The 18297-nt window shown below is 44.0% G+C and carries 12 protein-coding genes; 8 read left to right on the plus strand and 4 right to left on the minus strand.

Annotated elements, in window-relative coordinates:
- Positions 1-392: 392 nt before the first annotated feature.
- From NZ848_RS13605 to NZ848_RS13635, 7 genes are all read left to right on the plus strand, one after another.
- Positions 393-1508: a Re/Si-specific NAD(P)(+) transhydrogenase subunit alpha gene (locus tag NZ848_RS13605; RefSeq protein WP_259015932.1), complete on the plus strand. Its 1116-nt coding sequence runs from the start codon at positions 393-395 to the stop codon at positions 1506-1508.
- A 49-nt stretch (positions 1509-1557) separates the two neighbouring features.
- Positions 1558-1866 (plus strand): NAD(P) transhydrogenase subunit alpha, encoded by a 309-nt coding sequence (locus NZ848_RS13610; protein WP_390890884.1) that lies wholly within the window; start codon positions 1558-1560, stop codon positions 1864-1866.
- Between the two features lie 30 nt (positions 1867-1896).
- Positions 1897-3294: an NAD(P)(+) transhydrogenase (Re/Si-specific) subunit beta gene (locus NZ848_RS13615; protein ID WP_259015933.1), complete on the plus strand. Its 1398-nt coding sequence runs from the start codon at positions 1897-1899 to the stop codon at positions 3292-3294.
- A 128-nt stretch (positions 3295-3422) separates the two neighbouring features.
- Positions 3423-5216 (plus strand): FAD-dependent oxidoreductase, encoded by a 1794-nt coding sequence (locus tag NZ848_RS13620; RefSeq protein WP_259015934.1) that lies wholly within the window; start codon positions 3423-3425, stop codon positions 5214-5216.
- A 58-nt stretch (positions 5217-5274) separates the two neighbouring features.
- Positions 5275-7077, plus strand: coding sequence for a 2-oxoacid:acceptor oxidoreductase subunit alpha (locus NZ848_RS13625; protein WP_259015935.1), 1803 nt, complete (start codon positions 5275-5277; stop codon positions 7075-7077).
- Positions 7074-8126 (plus strand): 2-oxoacid:ferredoxin oxidoreductase subunit beta, encoded by a 1053-nt coding sequence (locus tag NZ848_RS13630; protein ID WP_101728367.1) that lies wholly within the window; start codon positions 7074-7076, stop codon positions 8124-8126. Before NZ848_RS13625 ends, NZ848_RS13630 begins: the two co-directional genes overlap by 4 nt.
- A gap of 84 nt (positions 8127-8210) precedes the next feature.
- Positions 8211-8720: a DUF6265 family protein gene (locus NZ848_RS13635; protein ID WP_390890885.1), complete on the plus strand. Its 510-nt coding sequence runs from the start codon at positions 8211-8213 to the stop codon at positions 8718-8720.
- A gap of 76 nt (positions 8721-8796) precedes the next feature.
- Here the strand turns inward: NZ848_RS13635 and NZ848_RS13640 are convergent, their stop codons facing one another.
- Positions 8797-10896, minus strand: a complete 2100-nt coding sequence (locus NZ848_RS13640; protein ID WP_259015937.1) for a BatA domain-containing protein — start codon at positions 10894-10896, stop codon at positions 8797-8799.
- Between the two features lie 250 nt (positions 10897-11146).
- On the opposite strand from NZ848_RS13640, the gene NZ848_RS13645 reads away from it, so the two are divergent.
- A complete protein-coding gene (locus NZ848_RS13645; protein ID WP_259015938.1) occupies positions 11147-13498 on the plus strand; it encodes a S9 family peptidase in 2352 nt (783 codons plus the stop codon).
- Positions 13499-13529: 31 nt separating this feature from the next.
- Here the strand turns inward: NZ848_RS13645 and pnuC are convergent, their stop codons facing one another.
- The 3 genes from pnuC to NZ848_RS13660 form a co-directional block, all read right to left on the minus strand.
- Positions 13530-14183, minus strand: a complete 654-nt coding sequence (pnuC, locus tag NZ848_RS13650; protein ID WP_259015939.1) for a nicotinamide riboside transporter PnuC — start codon at positions 14181-14183, stop codon at positions 13530-13532.
- 76 nt (positions 14184-14259) lie between these two features.
- Positions 14260-17961, minus strand: coding sequence for a sensor histidine kinase (locus NZ848_RS13655; protein ID WP_259015940.1), 3702 nt, complete (start codon positions 17959-17961; stop codon positions 14260-14262).
- Positions 17962-18014: 53 nt separating this feature from the next.
- On the minus strand, positions 18015-18293 hold the full coding sequence (locus NZ848_RS13660; RefSeq protein ID WP_253529052.1) for a HesB/IscA family protein: 279 nt from the start codon (positions 18291-18293) through the stop codon (positions 18015-18017).
- Positions 18294-18297: the final 4 nt, after the last annotated feature.

An 18297-nucleotide genomic window follows, 5' to 3' on the forward strand; every position in this document is an offset into this window, starting at 1 on the left:
ATAAAGATACGCTGGGTCACCCAAATAAAAAATACAACTAATCATAAATGCTTGCTAGTCAGTTAATTAAAAATATTTCCTGCAAAAATCCAAGCACTTTTTGAAAAACCGAGGAAAACAGGAAAAAATCGGAGAGCTACTACCACTTGATTATGTGCCTGAATTACCTTAAGACATCAGATTAACCTATACAGAACCGCCATAAAAAGGCAGATGCTTCACGTTTTAAAAAACCGGAAGTACCTGCCTTTTCTGTTTCACTATTACCCTAAATCTCCATCCTTCAATCTGTACAGGTCAGGCTTTTTGAGGAATATAAAATTTAATTTATCATTATATCTGCAATTATTTGAATTATTTCTATATTGTAATCAAAAAAAAGTAACGACCCTGTGAAAATAGCGATATTAAAAGAAACCAAGCCCTTTGAAAGACGCGTAGCCCTAAGTCCTGAAGTTTGCAAGCAACTGATTCAAGCCGGATTTACCTGTGCTATTGAGAAAAATGCCGGAATAAGCTCCTTTTTTGAAGATGCCTCTTACGAGGCCGTTGGCGCGCAGGTAGCCTCAGATAAATCGGTCTTGCTTTCAGACGCCGACACAGTTGTAAAGGTAAATCCGCTGACAACCGAAGAAGTATCTTTCATGAAAAAAGGAGCCGTTTCTCTATCTTTCATGTATGCAGCTGCAAATCCTGAACTAATTGCCGCCTGTGTAAAACAAGGAATTTCGGCCTTTTCAGTCGATGCCATTCCCCGTATTTCAAGAGCTCAGAAAATGGACGCCCTCAGCTCTCAGGCCAATCTGGCAGGTTACAAATCAGTTATAATCGGGGCTTATCACCTGGGCAAAATTTTTCCTTTACTTATGACAGCCGCCGGCACCATTAAACCGGCCAAGGTAGTAATTATGGGCGCAGGTGTGGCCGGGCTTCAGGCCATTGCCACAGCCAAAAGACTGGGAGCGGTAGTTGAGGTAAGCGATATCCGCCCCGAAACCAAAGAACAGGTGGAATCACTAGGCGGAAAATTCATTGAGGTAAAAGGTGATGAATCGATAAAAATAGAGGGCGGGTATGTAAAGGGGGTATCGGAAGATTTTCTGAAAAAGCAACAGGAAGTAATTGCCCGCCACATAAGCGAAGCCGACCTGGTGATAACAACTGCGCTGATACCCGGTAAAAAAGCGCCGTTACTTGTACCCGAAGAAGTTGTAAAAAGCATGAAACTGGGCTCGGTGATTGTAGACATGGCCGTTGAGCAAGGCGGTAACTGCGCCTGTAGTGAATATGGTCAGACAGTTGTAAAACATGGTGTAACCATTGTAGGCGAACCCAATATACCATCGCTGCTGCCTTTAAATGCCAGTGAGCTTTATGCCAAAAACATGGCTACTTTTCTGCTGCATCTGGCTACCAAAGACGGCTTCAAATGGGAAATGGCTGAAGAAATAACCAAGGGCTCATTGATAGTACACGAAGGCAAAGCGGTGCATGCCTCAGTTATGTAGACTTTGTGTAGTTGCCCAATCAGACATCAACAAAAACCTTTTTTAAGATATGATAAACGATATAGTGAGTTTCATTGGCCAGCATATAGAGATGATATACATCATCATCTTGTCTGTATTCGTAGGCGTTGAGGTAATTGGTAAAGTACCGGCCGTTTTACATACACCACTTATGAGCGGAGCAAATGCCATACACGGGGTTGTAATAGTTGGGGCCATTATTGTAATGCTGAATACCCCGGCAGATAACATTGCCGCGCTGGCGCTGGGCTTTATAGCTGTAGTGCTGGGTACGCTAAACGTGGTGGGTGGTTTTGCAGTAACAGACAGAATGCTGGAAATGTTTAAGAAAAAATAAGGTGATACTTTATCCTGACAACCCTGCCTAATGGAAACAAAATATATTCTTGATATTATCTATTTAATAGCCTCAATAACCTTTGTGATGGGGCTTAAAATGCTAAGCCACCCCGACACCGCCCGTAAGGGAAACCTCTACGCAGCCTTGGGAATGACCCTGGCAATTGCAGGCACCATACTGCTCTATCAGCATCCGGATGGCTACACAACCAGAGAACCAATTAAGATTACGCTCATTCTGGTAGCCATTGGTATAGGCACCATTGCAGGCTGGCTAACGGCCAATAGGGTGCAAATGACCAAAATGCCTGAGCTTGTATCGCTATTCAATGGTATGGGTGGCGCCTGTGCTGCCTTGATTGGTATTATGGAATACGAGCATAATCTGGGTAATCCCGGGGCAATGGCCACCATTATCGGTGGTCTGATTATCGGCTCAGTTTCGTTCAGCGGCAGCATTATTGCTTTTCTGAAACTGAACGAAACCATGAAGAAACCAATCAGGCTACCCTCTTATAATATTCTTAATACAGTAGTTATGGTGGCACTGGTTGCCTTTGGCGCCTACATCGTCTATGCCCGGCCCGAACACATGCTGCTGCCTGTATTACTTTTTGCAGCCGCACTGATTTACGGTGTGCTGTTTGTGATTCCTATCGGTGGTGCAGACATGCCTGTGGTAATTTCGTTGCTCAATTCGTTCACGGGTCTGGCTGCGGCATTTGGCGGCTTTTTGTATCAGAATCAGGTAATGCTCACCGGGGGTATCCTCGTAGGTTCGGCAGGTACCATTCTTACACTGGCCATGTGTAAAGCCATGAACAGACCCCTGAGCAATGTGATTTTTGGCGCCTTTGGCCCAAGCGCAGCCGGAACAGGTGCTGAGGTAACGGGCAGCATAAAAGATATTTCAATTTCAGACACTGCCATTCTGATGAACTACGCTCAGAAAGTGGTTATTGTGCCGGGTTACGGGCTGGCTGTGGCACAAGCCCAGCACGTGATTCATGAGTTGGAAACCCTGCTGGAAGAAAGGGGCGTTGAGGTAAAATACGCTATTCATCCGGTGGCTGGCCGTATGCCTGGCCACATGAACGTGCTGCTGGCCGAAAGTAATGTATCTTATGATAAACTGGTAGAAATGGAAGAAATTAACCCCGAATTTACCAAAACAGACGTCGTGCTGGTGGTAGGTGCCAATGACGTGGTGAATCCGGCCGCCAAAACAGACCCGGCCTCTCCTATTTTCGGCATGCCCATACTGGATGTAGAAAACGCCCGTAATGTAATTGTAAACAAACGCAGCATGAATGCCGGCTACGCCGGTATTGATAACCTGTTGTTTTATCAACCCAAAACAAGTATGCTTTTTGGTGATGCCAAGGGGGTTTTAACCAAACTGGTAAGCGAACTGAAACAGATGTAAAATTTGTATTTTCTTGACAATAATTCATATAATAATTGCCACTTTTACAAAATTTCAGAATAATATTTGGCATTGATTTTTTAAATTGAATAGATTTACCTACGATTTAATTATAAAATATTCAACAGTTGGAACCTACAAACGTAAATGACCCCGAGTACTACCATAAGGTAGTAGATTGTCAGTACGCATGTCCTGCACATACCCCTGTTCCTGAGTACATCAGATTAATTGCCGCCGGGCGTTACACCGAAGCCTATATGGTTAACTGGGAATCGAACGTATTTCCGGGAGTACTGGGCCGAACCTGCGACAGGCCCTGCGAACCTGCCTGCCGACGTGGCCGCGTTGAAGAAGAACCGGTAGCTATCTGTCGCCTGAAAAGAGTAGCTGCAGATAATAAAGGAGACATCAAAAACCTGATACCGAAAGCGCCCGCCGTTGGGAATGGCAAGAAAGTGGCCCTCATTGGTGCTGGGCCCGCTTCACTCACTGTAGCCCGCGACCTGGCCCCTATCGGTTATGAAATCCACGTTTTTGATGAACAAATCAAAGGCGGGGGCATGATGCGCAGCCAGATTCCATCATTCCGGCTTCCGGAAGCTGTTTTAGACGAAGAAGTAAACAATATACTGGAAATGGGGATTCATACCCATTTCAAAACCTATGTTTCAAGCCTGAAAGAGGTACTAAATAACGGTTATGATGCAGTTTTTATTGGTACCGGCGCACCAAAAGGCCGCGACCTCGATTTGCCCGGTCGGCAGGAAGGAGCAGCCAATATCCACATAGGTATTCAATGGCTGGCCAGTGTGGCTTTTGAGCATACCAGTAAAATAGGCAAAAATGTGATTGTGCTGGGCGGTGGTAACACAGCTATGGACTGTTGCCGCACTTCGCGCCGATTAGGTGGCGAAAACGTTAAGGTAGTTGTGCGCAGCCCTTTTGCTGAAATGAAGGCTTCGCCCTGGGAGAAAGAAGACGCCATGCACGAAGACATTCCGATTCTGGATAACCATGTACCCAAATCTTTTGTAGTGGAAGAAGGCCGCCTGAAAGGCATGACCTTTGAAAAAGTACACGCCGTTTATGATGACAAAGGCAAACGCTCTCTGGTATCAACCGGCGAACCTGAGGTTTTTATTGAAGCAGATGATGTACTGATAGCCATTGGCCAGGAAAACAGTTTCCCCTGGATAGAGCGGGATTTAGGCATTGAGTTTGACAAATGGGAAATGCCAAAGGTAAACCCGGATACATTTCAGTCAACCAATCCGAAGGTCTTCTTTGGCGGTGATGCCGCGCTGGGTCCTAAAAACGTAATTACTGCCGTGGCGCAAGGGCATCAGGGAGCTATCTCTATCGATTTGTTCTGTCAGGGACAGGCCCTGACCAACCGCCCTGCCCCATATACCAATCTGGTTTCTCAAAAAATGGGAATCCACGAATGGAGTTACGATAGCCTGGTAGTAACAGACCACCGCTTTGTGGTAGCACAGGCCGATAAATCTGTTACCCTGAAAGACCGTAAAAAAGAAGTAGAACTGGGCTTTAACCCGATTGAAGGTTTTAAAGAAGCACAACGCTGCCTGAACTGCGATGTGCAGACGGTATTTACCGAAACCCGATGCATAGAATGCGATGCCTGCATGGATATTTGCCCTACCTCTTGCATTACGTTTACGGTAAACGGTGAAGAAGAAGACCTGCGAACAAGATTGATGGCCCCGGCACTGAATCTGGAACAGGAACTACTGGTTTCGGGCAATCTGCCAACCGGAAGGGTAATGGTAAAAGACGAAGACGTATGCCTGCATTGCGGTTTATGTGCAGAGAGATGCCCCACCTCAGCCTGGGACATGCAAAAGTACTTTTATAACGTCACCAAAGCACATCATGGTTGCCAGACGGCAGCCGTTTGATAGCGCACCAACCCGGACAATTATTTATTAACGACAAAACTCTTCTCAGGCCAGCAAAATGTCAGCGCTCATAAATGATTTTGTAGTACGCTTTGCCAACGTAAACGGCACAGGCTCTGCCAGTGCCAACGGTATGTTTGCCAAGGCTATTTTTAGAATGGGAATCCCCGTTACGCCCAAGAATATTTTTCCATCTAACATTCAGGGGCTACCCACCTGGTATGAAGTCAGGATTAATGAAAAAGGATACCTGGGCCGCCGTGAAGGCATAGACCTGATGGTGTGCGTAAACCCGCAAAGCATGCTGAAAGACGTGCAGAGTGTGCGCCCCGGCGGCTACTTCATGTATGACAGCACCAAGCCCCTCCATAGCGAATATATCAGAGAAGATATTACGTATCTGGGCATTCCATTAATGGATATCTGCCTGAAACAATATACAGACCCACGCCAGAGGCAATTATTCAAGAACATTATCTACGTTGGCGCGCTTTCTGCCCTGCTTGACATTGAATTTGGCGTGCTTGAGCAATTACTGGCCGAGCAATTTAAAGGCAAAGAAAAACTGATACCTGCCAACATTCAGGCCTTACAGCTAGGCGTGCAATATGTGCACGAAAACTTCAGTTACCCACTTGACATACGAGTGGAACGCCGCGATAAAGTAGGTAACCGCATTATGGTTGATGGCAATGGTGCCTGCGGATTAGGCGCTGTATTTGCCGGAGCAACCGTGGCGGCGTGGTATCCTATTACGCCTTCTACCTCTGTTGTTGAAAAATTTGAGAAATACGCCAAAAAATTCAGAACCAATAAAGAAACCGGCGAAAAGAATTATGCCATTGTGCAAGCCGAAGACGAGCTTGCGGCCATAGGTATGGTGATAGGCGCTAACTGGAACGGCGCCAGGTCTTTTACAGCCACCAGTGGGCCGGGAGTTTCGTTAATGAACGAGTTCTTAGGTTTAGGCTATTTTGCCGAAATACCAGCCGTTTTGATTGACGTGCAACGCACAGGCCCCTCAACCGGTATGCCTACCCGCACGCAACAGTCAGACATTACCATTGCGGCCTACGCCTCACACGGCGACACCAAGCACGTATTGCTGTTTCCGAGTAATCCGAAGGAATGCTTTGAACTGACAGCGGCTGCCTTTGACCTGGCCGAACGCCTGCAAACCCCTATAATGGTACTCACAGACCTTGACCTGGGAATGAACGACCACCTGACCGAACCTTTTGAGTGGAACAATGAACGAAAATATGACCGGGGCAAAGTACTGAACGCCCACGACCTGGAGAACATGGGCCGCTTTGGCCGCTATCTGGATGTAGATGGAGACGGTATCCCTTACAGAACCTATCCGGGTACACACCCAACCAAGGGTTCTTATTTTACACGGGGTACCTCTCGCGATGAATACGCCGTTTATACTGAAGACGGGGCCGTGTACGTAAGAAACATGGAACGCCTGGAGAAAAAATGGGAAACCGCCAAAACTTTGGTACCCGCTCCGTATTTCTATCAGGAAAAAAACATGAGCCCGCTGGGTGTTATTTTCTTTGGTACATCAACCTACTCCTCAGAAGAAGCCATAGACCTGCTGCGCGAGAAGGAAGTAGTGCTCGATGCCATGCGCATCAAAGCATTTCCGTTTAGTGAAGAAGTAGAAAGATTTATAGAAGACCACGAAACAGTTTATATAATTGAACAGAACCGCGATGCACAGTTACGTTCGCTGCTGATTAATGAACTGGAAATAAATCCAAAAAAACTGGTTCGCGTGCTTAATTATGATGGAATGCCTATTACGGCCGCTAAAATTGTTAATGAAATCAATCAAACGCTTGTACACTCATGACCTACGTAAGACCAGCCTTCCGGCACCCAAAACTGCCGAAAAACAAAATAAATTATACCAAAAAAGATTACGAAGGAGCGCTGTCAACCCTTTGTGCAGGCTGTGGGCATGACTCTATCAGCGGCGCTATTATTCAGGCCTGCTTTGAGCTGGCCATTGAGCCGCATCGCATTGCCAAGCTATCGGGCATTGGTTGTTCATCCAAAACACCTGCTTATTTTTTGGGTAATTCGCATGGCTTTAACTCGGTACACGGCCGTATGCCTTCTGTAGCAACCGGAGCATACCTGGCTAACCGTGACCTGGTTTATTTTGGTGTATCTGGCGATGGTGACTCTGCCTCAATCGGTATGGGGCAATTTGTGCATGCTATCCGCCGTAACCTGAATATGGTATATGTGGTAATGAACAACGGTTGCTATGGCCTTACTAAAGGGCAAGACTCTGCCACTGCAGATGCCGGCTCAATCAGCAAGGCAGGCTCTACCAATCAGTTTAATGCCATTGATCTGGTGGGCTTAGGACTTGAGCTGGGCGCAACGTTTGTGGCCCGCAGTTTTTCGGGAGATAAAACGCAGTTGATACCTTTAATAAAGGCGGCTATGTCGCATCCGGGTTTTGCTTTAATTGATGTCATTTCTCCATGTGTTACTTTTAATAATAATAGTGGTTCCACTAAGTCTTATGATTATGTCCGTGAGCATATTGAGGCCACCTCTACTATTGACTTTGTACCAACAATGGAAGAAATTACCACAACTTATGACGAAGGCGATAACCAGGAAGTAACCCTGCACGATGGCTCGGTGCTAAACCTGCAAAAGCTGCACCAGGGCTGGAATCCGGAAGATAAACTATCAGCCATGACTGCCCTGCAAAATGCCAAAGCAAGTGGCGAAATATTAACAGGCCTGATTTATATTGAACCCAACACCAAAAACCTGCATGAAGTATTAGGCACTACAACAAAACCACTGAATGAACTGAAAGAAGACGTACTCTGCCCCGGTGCAGATGCACTGGAGGCATTGAACCAAAGCCTCAGATAATACAAACCCTTTCAGTTAGGGCTTATCAAGGTGTAAGCCCTATTTTTTTGCATCGATAAATTCAACCTGTTTACCAACAAACCTATGAAAACCTCAACGCACACATTTTTTGTGTTTACATTATTAGCTTTGGGTCTGTTTATGAATCAAGCTGCTAAAGCGCAAGCCGGCAAAGCCACGCTGAACGATGTAGCCTTTATGCATGGGCATTGGCAGGGGGCATTCAACGGCGGCCCTATTGAAGCGTTCTGGGCTAAGCCTGCCGGCGACAACCTGACGGGCTTTATAAGGATGATGAAAGATGAAAAAGTGACCATGTATGAAATGCTCATTTTTGAACAGACCGAAAACGGTCCTGTTGTATTGGTAAAGCACTTTAAACCCGGCCTGATAGCTATAGAAGAAAAAGAGGTATCAGACAGGTACCGGTTCATTGAGTCAAAAAAAGACTGGGCTTTATTTGAAAAACAAGATGGTTCGATCAGAATTATCTATGAAAAACGCGGCCCGAACCAATTGGTGTTTCAGCGAGGCAAACAGGAAAACGGCAACTGGACTTTTGCCGATTTGTTTGTATTTAATGCCGTTAAATGACGAACCCATACTTTACTACGCAAGAAAAGCCTTTTGAAGGTGCACTCCAAAAGGCTTTTCTTGTTACTGAAAGGCTTCAACCTTTCATAAAACGTATCAACAGAATCTCGGCCAGTAAAAAAGCCAGGGCAAGCATTATGCAGTATTTCCAGAGTGGTGTACCTACATTATTTTCACGGAAAGTTTTCACAAAATCGCCATCCAACAGATTATCAAAAACAGTTACATTTTTTTGCCCTGCAAAGAAGTTTTTCAGTTCTTCAGGCGTATAAAATTCCATTTTAGATTCCTCATTGTCATGGTTCAATGCCAGCAATTTTTCTGTTTTACCATCAAGCTGCAACTCATAATACCCCGACTCCAGCAATTGGTTGTCCGTCAGTTGGCTCGACTTTGGCAATTCAAGCGTTAATTCATTGCCATTAATCCGCTGTACCGGAATAATCTCCATGCCATTGGTTCTCCCTTCGGTGGCTATGCTCTTCAGTTTATAAGTGGCATTTTTCTTTCCATCGGGTACATCAATCGTAATGCTGCCTTCACTAAAATTATACGCTGCCCTTTCACGCCTTACGCTCATAGAGGCTATCTTAAACATAGTAGGCACAAAAAAAGCGTGTTCGGCAAAGTTTCCGTAGTTTCTTTCAAGCGGGGATGCAGACAAATATACCCGGCCCAATGCCGAATTAGTAGCCGTAATAAAATTTTGCTGGTTTTTGAACGTCAAAATTTTCTCTCCAATGCCAGACCACCTCAACACCGGTTGCATAACAGGCGAATTGGTTATACCCTGCAAGGTAGTTCGTTCAAACACATCAGCAAAAAACGGATTCTGTCTATCCGGCTCTGCCACAGGCAACTGGCTTTGAGGTAAAGGCGGCTGCCTCACAACAGTTATGCTGTTGATTCCGAAACCACTCAGCAATTGACCGTACTCCTCAGCATCCGGGTTTGCCGGCGGGAAAATCATTAGACTACCACCCCGGCGCACAAATTCTTCCAGACTTGCCCTGAAACTACCGTTAATATGCTCTACCCCTTCTACCACAATCAGATTTGCATTTTTAAACTGCCCTACATCAACATTATTGGCACTGTAGGCTCTGTAAGAAAAGAGGCTGTCGTTTTCAAAAACTTTTTCAATGTAATCGGCGGCGCTGCGTTGTTCATACAAATGCAAAACCTGAATAACGGGCGACGCATCCAGCACAAAATAGTAATCATTATCAAACGTAACAGGCTGGTCATCAAAAGACACCCGACCTTTATGAAAACCCTTGCTTTTTACAGTAAAGTTAAAAGTTGCAGTAGCCGAGCTGTTAGGGGCAATGTCAACCGAGGCCGTTGAGGCCTGGGTATCATCTATAAAGAGCTTTACAGGTAGTTTTTCTACCTCATTATCGCCCGAATTAAATACCTTCACAAACAGTACATTGTTTTGCATTTCTCTGATAAACGGAGAGGCCAGCCAGACCGAATCGACGAACACATTCTGAGATGCCTTACCCCGAACAGGCACCAGAAACAGCTTGTCAAGCGAATCGGTTTTAATGTTTTTCAGGTTTCCGGCCGTACTCTTCTGAAAATCAGAAAACCAGAAAAACTGGTTACCAGCGCTGGCATTGTGCTTTTGCGCCAGGCTTCGCTGGCGTTTATACACATTTTCTAAAGTACGCGGGTTAGGCGACAACCCCACAGACGTGAGCCTGTCTTTTATTTTGGTTGTATTGGTTACGGTCTGGTCGTCGCCGGAGAAATCGTTAGTAACTAATTGCACATTGGGCGACTGACTGAAAAGTGTCAGTAACTCGTCTATTTTTGTAATGGCCAAGTCAAGATACCTTTTATTTTCTGTTGTATTCTGCATACTCAAAGAGTTATCAAGATACAAACTGGTTACCCCCAAACCAGTTGAGCTATTGGCAGTGGCATTTTTAGCAGGCAGAAAAGGCTGCGCAAAAGCCAGAGCCAGAAAAACCAAAAACAACACCCTTGCAGCCAGTATAAGCCATTGCTTCAACCGCCTGAAAGAGCTTGTCTCAGATTCAACCACTTTCAGAAAAGCCACATTGGTAAAAAACACCTTTTTTGTGCGCCTGAAGTTAAATAGATGAATAATGATTGGTATCGAGATAGCCAATAAACCCCACAAAAAAGACGGAAAGAGAAACTGCATATAATCAAGCCCTGAGGGTATATCTTTTTAATTTTAATTATTAAACGTAAAAGTGCTAAAATCCTTTCAATGTTTTTACTGATATTTTAGTTGCTTTTCAGCTCATGTCTTATTTGCACCGGAATAGGTGCCTCAGGGCAAATTATGCGTTGCTCAATTTATGGTAAATCTGCTTTTCAAATATCAAATCGCATTAGCAAACTTAACAAAATCAACTAATTTTGTCAAAACTTATTACACCCTGATACACATGAAAAAACACTTCATCCTTTTAGCAGTTTTATTTTGTTCTTTAACCACAAAAGCGCAGCTCACTGTCGAAAAAATTATGCAGGAGCCCTATAAATGGATAGGTACTTCGCCAGGCAATATCTTCTGGTCAGAAGATTCGAAAACCATTTATTTTTCGTGGAACCCTGATAAAAACAAGAGTGATTCATTGTACAAAATAGTGCTTCCAGACAAAACACCTGTAAAAGTTACCCCAAAAGAAAGAAGAAGCCTGCCGTCTCAACAAGGCACTTACAACAAAGACTATTCATTAAAGGTATATGAAAAACAGGGAGAATTATACCTTTTATATACCAATACCCAAAAAATAAAACAATTAACCAGCACCATTGAGCGTGAGGCAGGGCCCTATTTCAGTGGCGATGAAACCAAAATCATATTCACCAAAAGTGGGAATCTTTTCAGCCTGAATCTGGCCGATGGCATGATTTCTCAACTATCCAATTTTATTGTTGGCAATAAAAAAGCAGAAGCCAGGCTGAACGAAGAAGAAAAATGGTTGAAGAACGACCAGATTGCCTTGTTTGAGATTCTGAAAGAACGAAAAGAAAAGAAAGACCTAACCGAAAAAAATGCAAAAGCAGATTTGGCCAAAAGACCAAAAGAGATTTATCTGGAGGGCAAAAATCTGGAAACCCCGCTGGTAAGTCCCGACTTACGGTTCATAACTTATCGGCTTTCAACTCCGGCAGTTGGTGCCAAAAACACCATTGTGCCTAGCTATGTAACTGAATCTGGTTTTACTGAGGATATTCCTGCCCGCACAAAAGTGGGCAGCCCCATGAGCAGCTATGAGAGCTACATTTATGACACTAAAAAAGATACGGTGTATCAGATAAGCACAAAAGACCTGGCCGGCATAACGCAACAGCCCGAGTTTTTGAAAGATTATCCTAAAAAAGACACAACCAAAAAAAAACAGGCCGACCGCAAGGTGATTGTAGTTGGGCCGAGGTGGTCTGACAACGGAACGCAGGCTGTGGTCGTGGTTCGGTCGTTCGACAACAAAGACCGTTGGATAATGCTTCTGAATGCCGAAACCGGTAAATTGAAGTTACTTGACCGCCAGCACGATGAAGCATGGATTGGCGGCCCCGGCGTCGGATTCACACTAAGTGTAGGTAATCTGGATTGGATTGACGACCAGACTATCTATTTTCAGTCTGAGGCTGATGGTTACTCGCATTTATATACCCTTAATGTAATTACAGGTGAGAAAAAACAACTGACCTCGGGTAAATTTGAGATTCAGCAGGCACAGCTTTCTAAAGATAAACAATGGTTTTACCTAACCACAAACGAGGTGCATCCGGGTGAAACCCACTTTTACAAAATGGCTGTTGCAGGCGGAGAACGCATCAGAATAACCAACCTGACAGGTGGTAATGAAGTTACGCTTTCGCCCGATGAAAAAACCATAGCCCTGCGGTATTCTTATATGAACAAGCCCTGGGAATTATATGTGCAGGATAACGCTCCGGCGGCCAAAGCTGAGCAGGTAACGCATTCTCTTACCGATGAGTTTAAGGCTTATGCCTGGAAAGAACCCCAGATAATTACCTTTAAAGCCCGCGACGGCGTTGATATTTATGCCCGTATATATGAGCCTGCCAAAAAGCTGAAAAACAAAAAGGCAGTGATATTTGTACACGGCGCGGGGTATTTGCAAAATGTACATAAATGGTGGAGCCAGTATTTCCGTGAGTATATGTTCCATAACCTGTTGGTTGATAAAGGTTATACCGTTTTAGATATTGACTACCGTGCCAGTTCCGGATACGGACGTGACGTACGGACGGGTATTTATCGTTTTATGGGAGGTAAAGATTTGACAGACCATGTTGATGGCGCCAAACTTCTGACAGAAAAATATGGCATTGACCCTAAGAAAATTGGTATCTACGGTGGGTCTTATGGTGGGTTTATTACCCTGATGGCCATGTTTACTACACCTGATGTTTTTGCCGCAGGTGCCGCCCTGAGACCAGTAACCGACTGGGCCGCGTATAATCATGGCTATACGGCTAACATTCTGAACGAGCCACAGACAGACAGCCTGGCGTACCGTAAAAGCTCGCCTATCTACCATGCCGCAGGACTGAAAGGCCATTTACTTATTTGCCACGGAATGGTTGACGTGAACGTTCACATACAGGATTCTTACCGGCTTGTACAGAGATTAATAGAACTGAAAAAGGAAAACTGGGAGATGGCAAGCTACCCGATGGAAGACCACGGTTTTGTAGAACCCACCAGCTGGATGGATGAGTATAAAAGAATACTGAAACTGTTTGAAGAACGATTGAAATAATGAGTTTGAGGGTGTCGGAAACGGCACCCTTTTATTTTGCCTTTCTGAATTCTTTTGTCCAGCTCACGGCGCCCAAAAGCGCGATCACACAGAAAACAGCATATAACAAAGAATACAACTTTACATCTTTCACAAAGTACATATAGGTGCTTATAATGTCTACCCCTAACCACACCCACCATGACTCCACTTTTTTACGAATTAAAAGAAATGTGGCAAAAATGCTCATAATGGTTGTAAAGGAGTCCATATATGGAAAAGCGCTGGGCATGCTGAAAACCATCGGTAACCACTCATGCAGTTTGCTGGCAAATGTACCCAGCAACAAGGTTCCTGCCAGGCCTATCAAAGATAACAAACCAAATTGCTGAATTGACAACTGGCTGATTCTCAATTCATTTTTCCGGTTAGCCTCTTCCTGCCTGGGGTATTTCCATTGCCAGAAACCTATCAGGTTGGTAATAAAAAAAAACACCTGCAGAAACATATCGGGGTATAGCTGAATCTGATAAAACATAATAAATGCCAACACCACGTTAGCCAACCCCACCACCCAGCTCCAGGCGTTTTCGCGCGCTGAAAGAATAACGGCAACCAAACCGGTAACGGTAGCGTAAAACTCAAGATAACTCATTTTTACGCCCAGAAGCTCAAAGAAAATATTATTGATATCAAAAAAATCCATTAGCACCTATTTTTAGGCAAGATAAGCCCGCAACTTGAAAAACGAATCACACCAGGGCTATTTTCTGTAAATTTGGCTACAAAGAGGGCGCTAGTGGTAAGTCAATAAAAAATGTAGTGCCACGGTTGTTTTCGGTTTCAAACCAGATATTGCCCCCGGCGTGTTCTACTCCTCTGCGAGCCATGGCCAATCCAAAGCCAGACCCACCCACTTTGGTCGTAAAATTAGGCCTGAATACCTTTTCATGGTGTTTTTCGGCAATGCCAGCACCGTTGTCCTGAATCTCAATTATTACTTTGTCGTCTTCAGTTTTATATAATCTCAGATTTATAATCGGCCTTTTACCAAAAGGAACCGACTGAATACCATTAATAATTAAATTGGTGATTACCCTGCTCATAAACTGCCGGTCGCCAATTACCAGAGCTTCGCTTTCTCTTATATAAGCATTGAGCGCTATTTTGTCATCCTCAGCGTATAAATCAGCCGATTTCTGAACCAGCGAAACGAGGTCAAAAATTTCACTGCGAGGCACAGGCATCTTGGCAAATTCTGAAAATGAATTAGCAATTTCGCTGATGTTATCAATCTGCTCGGTAAGTGAATCCAGGGTTCTTTCAATACGCTCCCGTGCTCTCGGACTATCAATCACGAGTGTGCGCTGTAGCTGCTGGATGGATAACTTCATGGGGGTCAGCGGATTTTTTATCTCATGGGCCACTTGCTTGGCCATTTCTCGCCAGGCTGTTTGTTTCTGGCTTAAAGAAAGCGCCGTCTTGTTGTCTTCCAGCTTTTTAATTACCTTATTGTATTCTCTTACTACCAGCCCGATTTCGTCATCAGAGCTCCACTCCAGCCGCTTAACAGACTTGCCGGCATTGCTTACTTTTAATTTATCAACCACAATTTTGAGAGGCTTCATTAAAAGGCCAGAAACCAGGTAGGAAATCAGTAACAGCAAAAAAAGCAATATTGTGGCTACTATCAGAATAGAACCAACCACCTTTTGCACCTGTTGGCTTAACACGGAATCGGCATCAAAAAAAGGCACGCCAATAATTCCCAGGGTGTGGCCATCCTGCTCTTTTACAATTGCATAGGCAGTTTTGTAATTACGATTGCTTAGGCGCTCGGGCAATACAATGCCATTTTCTTTATCATTAAGGATATTTCTGTAAGCTACGGGATTGATGTAATCAGAAACAAAGCCTTCTTCATAGATCAACGGCAGGGTGCTGAAACTCAGCCTGCCATCAGGGTTATACAGATTAATATCCAGTTGGGCATCATGCGCCAGTTTGCTTATTTCCTGTTTCAGGGTTGCCTTGCTACCGTCTTCCTGTGCCAGACTTTTCAATCTTGACTCAATGATAGAAGAAATATTGACAGTACTGTCGAGAAAAGCTTTTTCCTGATTAATCTCTGAATTTTCTTCAAGAATAATTACCGTAGTTATAACCAGCAAGGCCAGGGGCAGCAGAAATACTACGTTAAGGTATAACTGCATTTTGGCCGAAAACCCGGCCTTGTATTTGCGTATGCTGTATTTTAAGGCATAGATTATCATTACAATAACCGTACACCAGACAGAAAGCAGAAACAAAAAAGAAAAATTAGTAAGCAGGTGATTCCAGAGATGGTAGTCTGACGATATAACGACCTTGTAACCGCTCTTACCACTTTTACCTACATGCTTGTAATTATTGATTATAATGCCTTTTTCGTAAAGGCGATTCATATTCAGCAGCGAGTCTGGCAAACTGATGCTGTAATTAAAATCGCCTGAATTAAAAATGAGTTTATTCTGTCTGTCAAAAATAGCGTAGCTGTAGTTTTTAGCTTCGGCTATACTGGCAAACCTTTCGTCTACCATCCAATCAGGGTAGGCACCCTGCTCAAAATCGTCTTTGGGTATCAATTCAAGCACTACCACGCCAGACAGCGAGGCCGTTTTGCCAACCGGTATAAAAACTACGTAATGCGGCACATCATTGCTTGCGGTCTTATCAATAAAGAAAACAGAGGGGTTCTGGGTTTTAAACTGCGCTTTGGCAAATTTTTCCTTATAAAAATCAAGGACAGGAGCGGTTTTGTCTGGCCCTAACGGATTCCCCCTGCTATCAAAAATCAAAACATCGGCTTCGTAGCGGTTAAGGTATTCGTTCCAGTAACGGTCTTCTAAAACCTTTTGCACCCCAAATGCCGGATTGGTACTTTTCATTAATTGCTCAATGGCCGAATCCCGGTTCAGAGCCGTAACCAGGTCTGTCAACACATGCGCACCTAACACATTGTTATCAGTAAGATACCGCTGTGCAATTTTCTGCTTTACAAAAAAATCTTTGTCTTGCTCGCAATCAAAAACCACAAACATAGCAATGGCCGCCGACACAAACGCCCCGGTACCAAAATAAAGGTTTGTTCTGAACGTAAACTTATAAAAAAACCGTGGCAGGCGAGCCGCATAAACAAATATAAAATAAACCCCGCCCAACAGATAAACCCAATGGAATTCATCTAAAAAAGAGATTATCAACAAGCCTGTCAGCACACCAAACACCCATTTGATAGCACCTTGCACGAAATCTTTATTGAGCCTGAGAAAAATACTGATAAGCAAATGATTGATCAAGAAAAAAACAATGGACGAGGCCAGATACAGTACTAAAGCCGCTATTTTAAAAGAAGAAAAGCTGGCTGCAAGCGTCAAATCAATCGTAAACATTGATTTTTCGTAGATACTGCACAGGTTACGGTAAAACAAGAAAGTTGAAAGCACCGATGCCCCAGCCACTGCTACTGAAAATACATGCTTAAAAAAAGCAGGAGCCTTTGTGAGCCTGTAGTAGTTTTCTGACCTGTAAAAATACATGGTCAGGTAACCTGCCAATATAAAACATACAAGGGTATCTAGCAGGGCATTTCCCATTGAGGGCACCCAGGGGCTGATGGTAAGATATTTAGGATTAAAATATTCTGTTTCATAAACGGCATATAAAACTCCGTTTGAAAGCATGGCCAGCCTTACAAAAATCAAGTAGGCCGCAAGTAATAAAAATGCCCGCCCGTATTGGCGATTGCTGTGAAAATCATGAATAAACAAAATTACCAACAAACCCAATAGCGCTAAACTGGCTATAACCATTAAAACTGTATTACCCGATACAAACGGAATACCATCATGCCTGGCCAGTGCCGGGGCAATAGAAAACAAAAAATGGCCGTTGCCGTCTCTGATGTTCAGATATAATACCGATGACGGCAAATCAGATAACTTTGCAGGTCTGTTAGCAAAAATCCGGTTGTTGTAATTAATACTTTGGTTGGGGCTTTTCTGATATAAATTAATGAGCGAGAAAATCTCAATTTTTTTGCCGTTATCATCAAACCTGTAAGTGTTTACTATAAATTTATGATTTCGGCTATTGAGAAGCGAATTAGCTGCGTTTCTGTCTAAGCGCTGGTAGTCTGGCACAAAATCCTGGTCTGACCAGTAGACCAGTTTGCCGTTGCTGAAAATATAATACGGATAGGTGGTTTGGCCGGGCGATTGGAACTTACCCATTGGTTTTTGCCGGTAATTGATACTTACCCGCTGCAACTCCTCATCAGATATTTGTATTTGCGCCTTCAGATTTTCTCTTACCCCGTTTGCATAGTATTCCTGCGCAAGGCGCGTCGGGTCGGTTTCCACAAACAAAGAATTAAACGCCGCAGCCAAAGCAAATACTATAGAAAGAATAAGTAAAATAGGTTTCTTAAACAACTTCCAATCCATGATGAAGGTTAAGTTCTGACTTCAAACTCTCTCGAAAACCATGCCAAAAACAATCATTCTTTCATAATTACAAATCCGGTGCCAGCATCCGTTTGGGTGTAATCTATTTTTGTTCCAATTACATACATCAGGTGCCGGCGGTCAATTACCACTACTACACCCTCAATTTCATACACTTCGTCATGATCAGAGGCCTTGTCTAACCCGAGCAGATAACTACCTGAGCAAGCGCCGCCTTTCATTCCTACGCGAAGCGCATAACCATCAGGTATACCGGGCGCACTGAACGTTCTCAATATCTCCTTTTTTGCTTCAGGTGTAAATACTATCATTTCT

Origin of the sequence: Emticicia fluvialis (assembly GCF_024793945.1) — a bacterium.
In the GTDB taxonomy this organism is placed as follows: Bacteria; Bacteroidota; Bacteroidia; order Cytophagales; family Spirosomataceae; genus Emticicia; species Emticicia fluvialis.

Excerpts from the sequence above, each read along its gene's own strand:
- NZ848_RS13630 (WP_101728367.1), top strand. The coding sequence starts at position 7,074 with ATGACCTACGTAAGACCAGCCTTCCGGCACCCAAAACTGCCGAAAAAC.
- pnuC (WP_259015939.1), bottom strand. The coding sequence starts at position 14,183 with ATGGATTTTTTTGATATCAATAATATTTTCTTTGAGCTTCTGGGCGTA.
- NZ848_RS13655 (WP_259015940.1), bottom strand. The coding sequence starts at position 17,961 with ATGGATTGGAAGTTGTTTAAGAAACCTATTTTACTTATTCTTTCTATA.
- NZ848_RS13645 (WP_259015938.1), top strand. The coding sequence starts at position 11,147 with ATGAAAAAACACTTCATCCTTTTAGCAGTTTTATTTTGTTCTTTAACC.
- NZ848_RS13625 (WP_259015935.1), top strand. The coding sequence starts at position 5,275 with ATGTCAGCGCTCATAAATGATTTTGTAGTACGCTTTGCCAACGTAAAC.
- NZ848_RS13640 (WP_259015937.1), bottom strand. The coding sequence starts at position 10,896 with ATGCAGTTTCTCTTTCCGTCTTTTTTGTGGGGTTTATTGGCTATCTCG.
- NZ848_RS13635 (WP_390890885.1), top strand. The coding sequence starts at position 8,211 with ATGAAAACCTCAACGCACACATTTTTTGTGTTTACATTATTAGCTTTG.
- NZ848_RS13610 (WP_390890884.1), top strand. The coding sequence starts at position 1,558 with ATGATAAACGATATAGTGAGTTTCATTGGCCAGCATATAGAGATGATA.
- NZ848_RS13660 (WP_253529052.1), bottom strand. The coding sequence starts at position 18,293 with ATGATAGTATTTACACCTGAAGCAAAAAAGGAGATATTGAGAACGTTC.
- NZ848_RS13615 (WP_259015933.1), top strand. The coding sequence starts at position 1,897 with ATGGAAACAAAATATATTCTTGATATTATCTATTTAATAGCCTCAATA.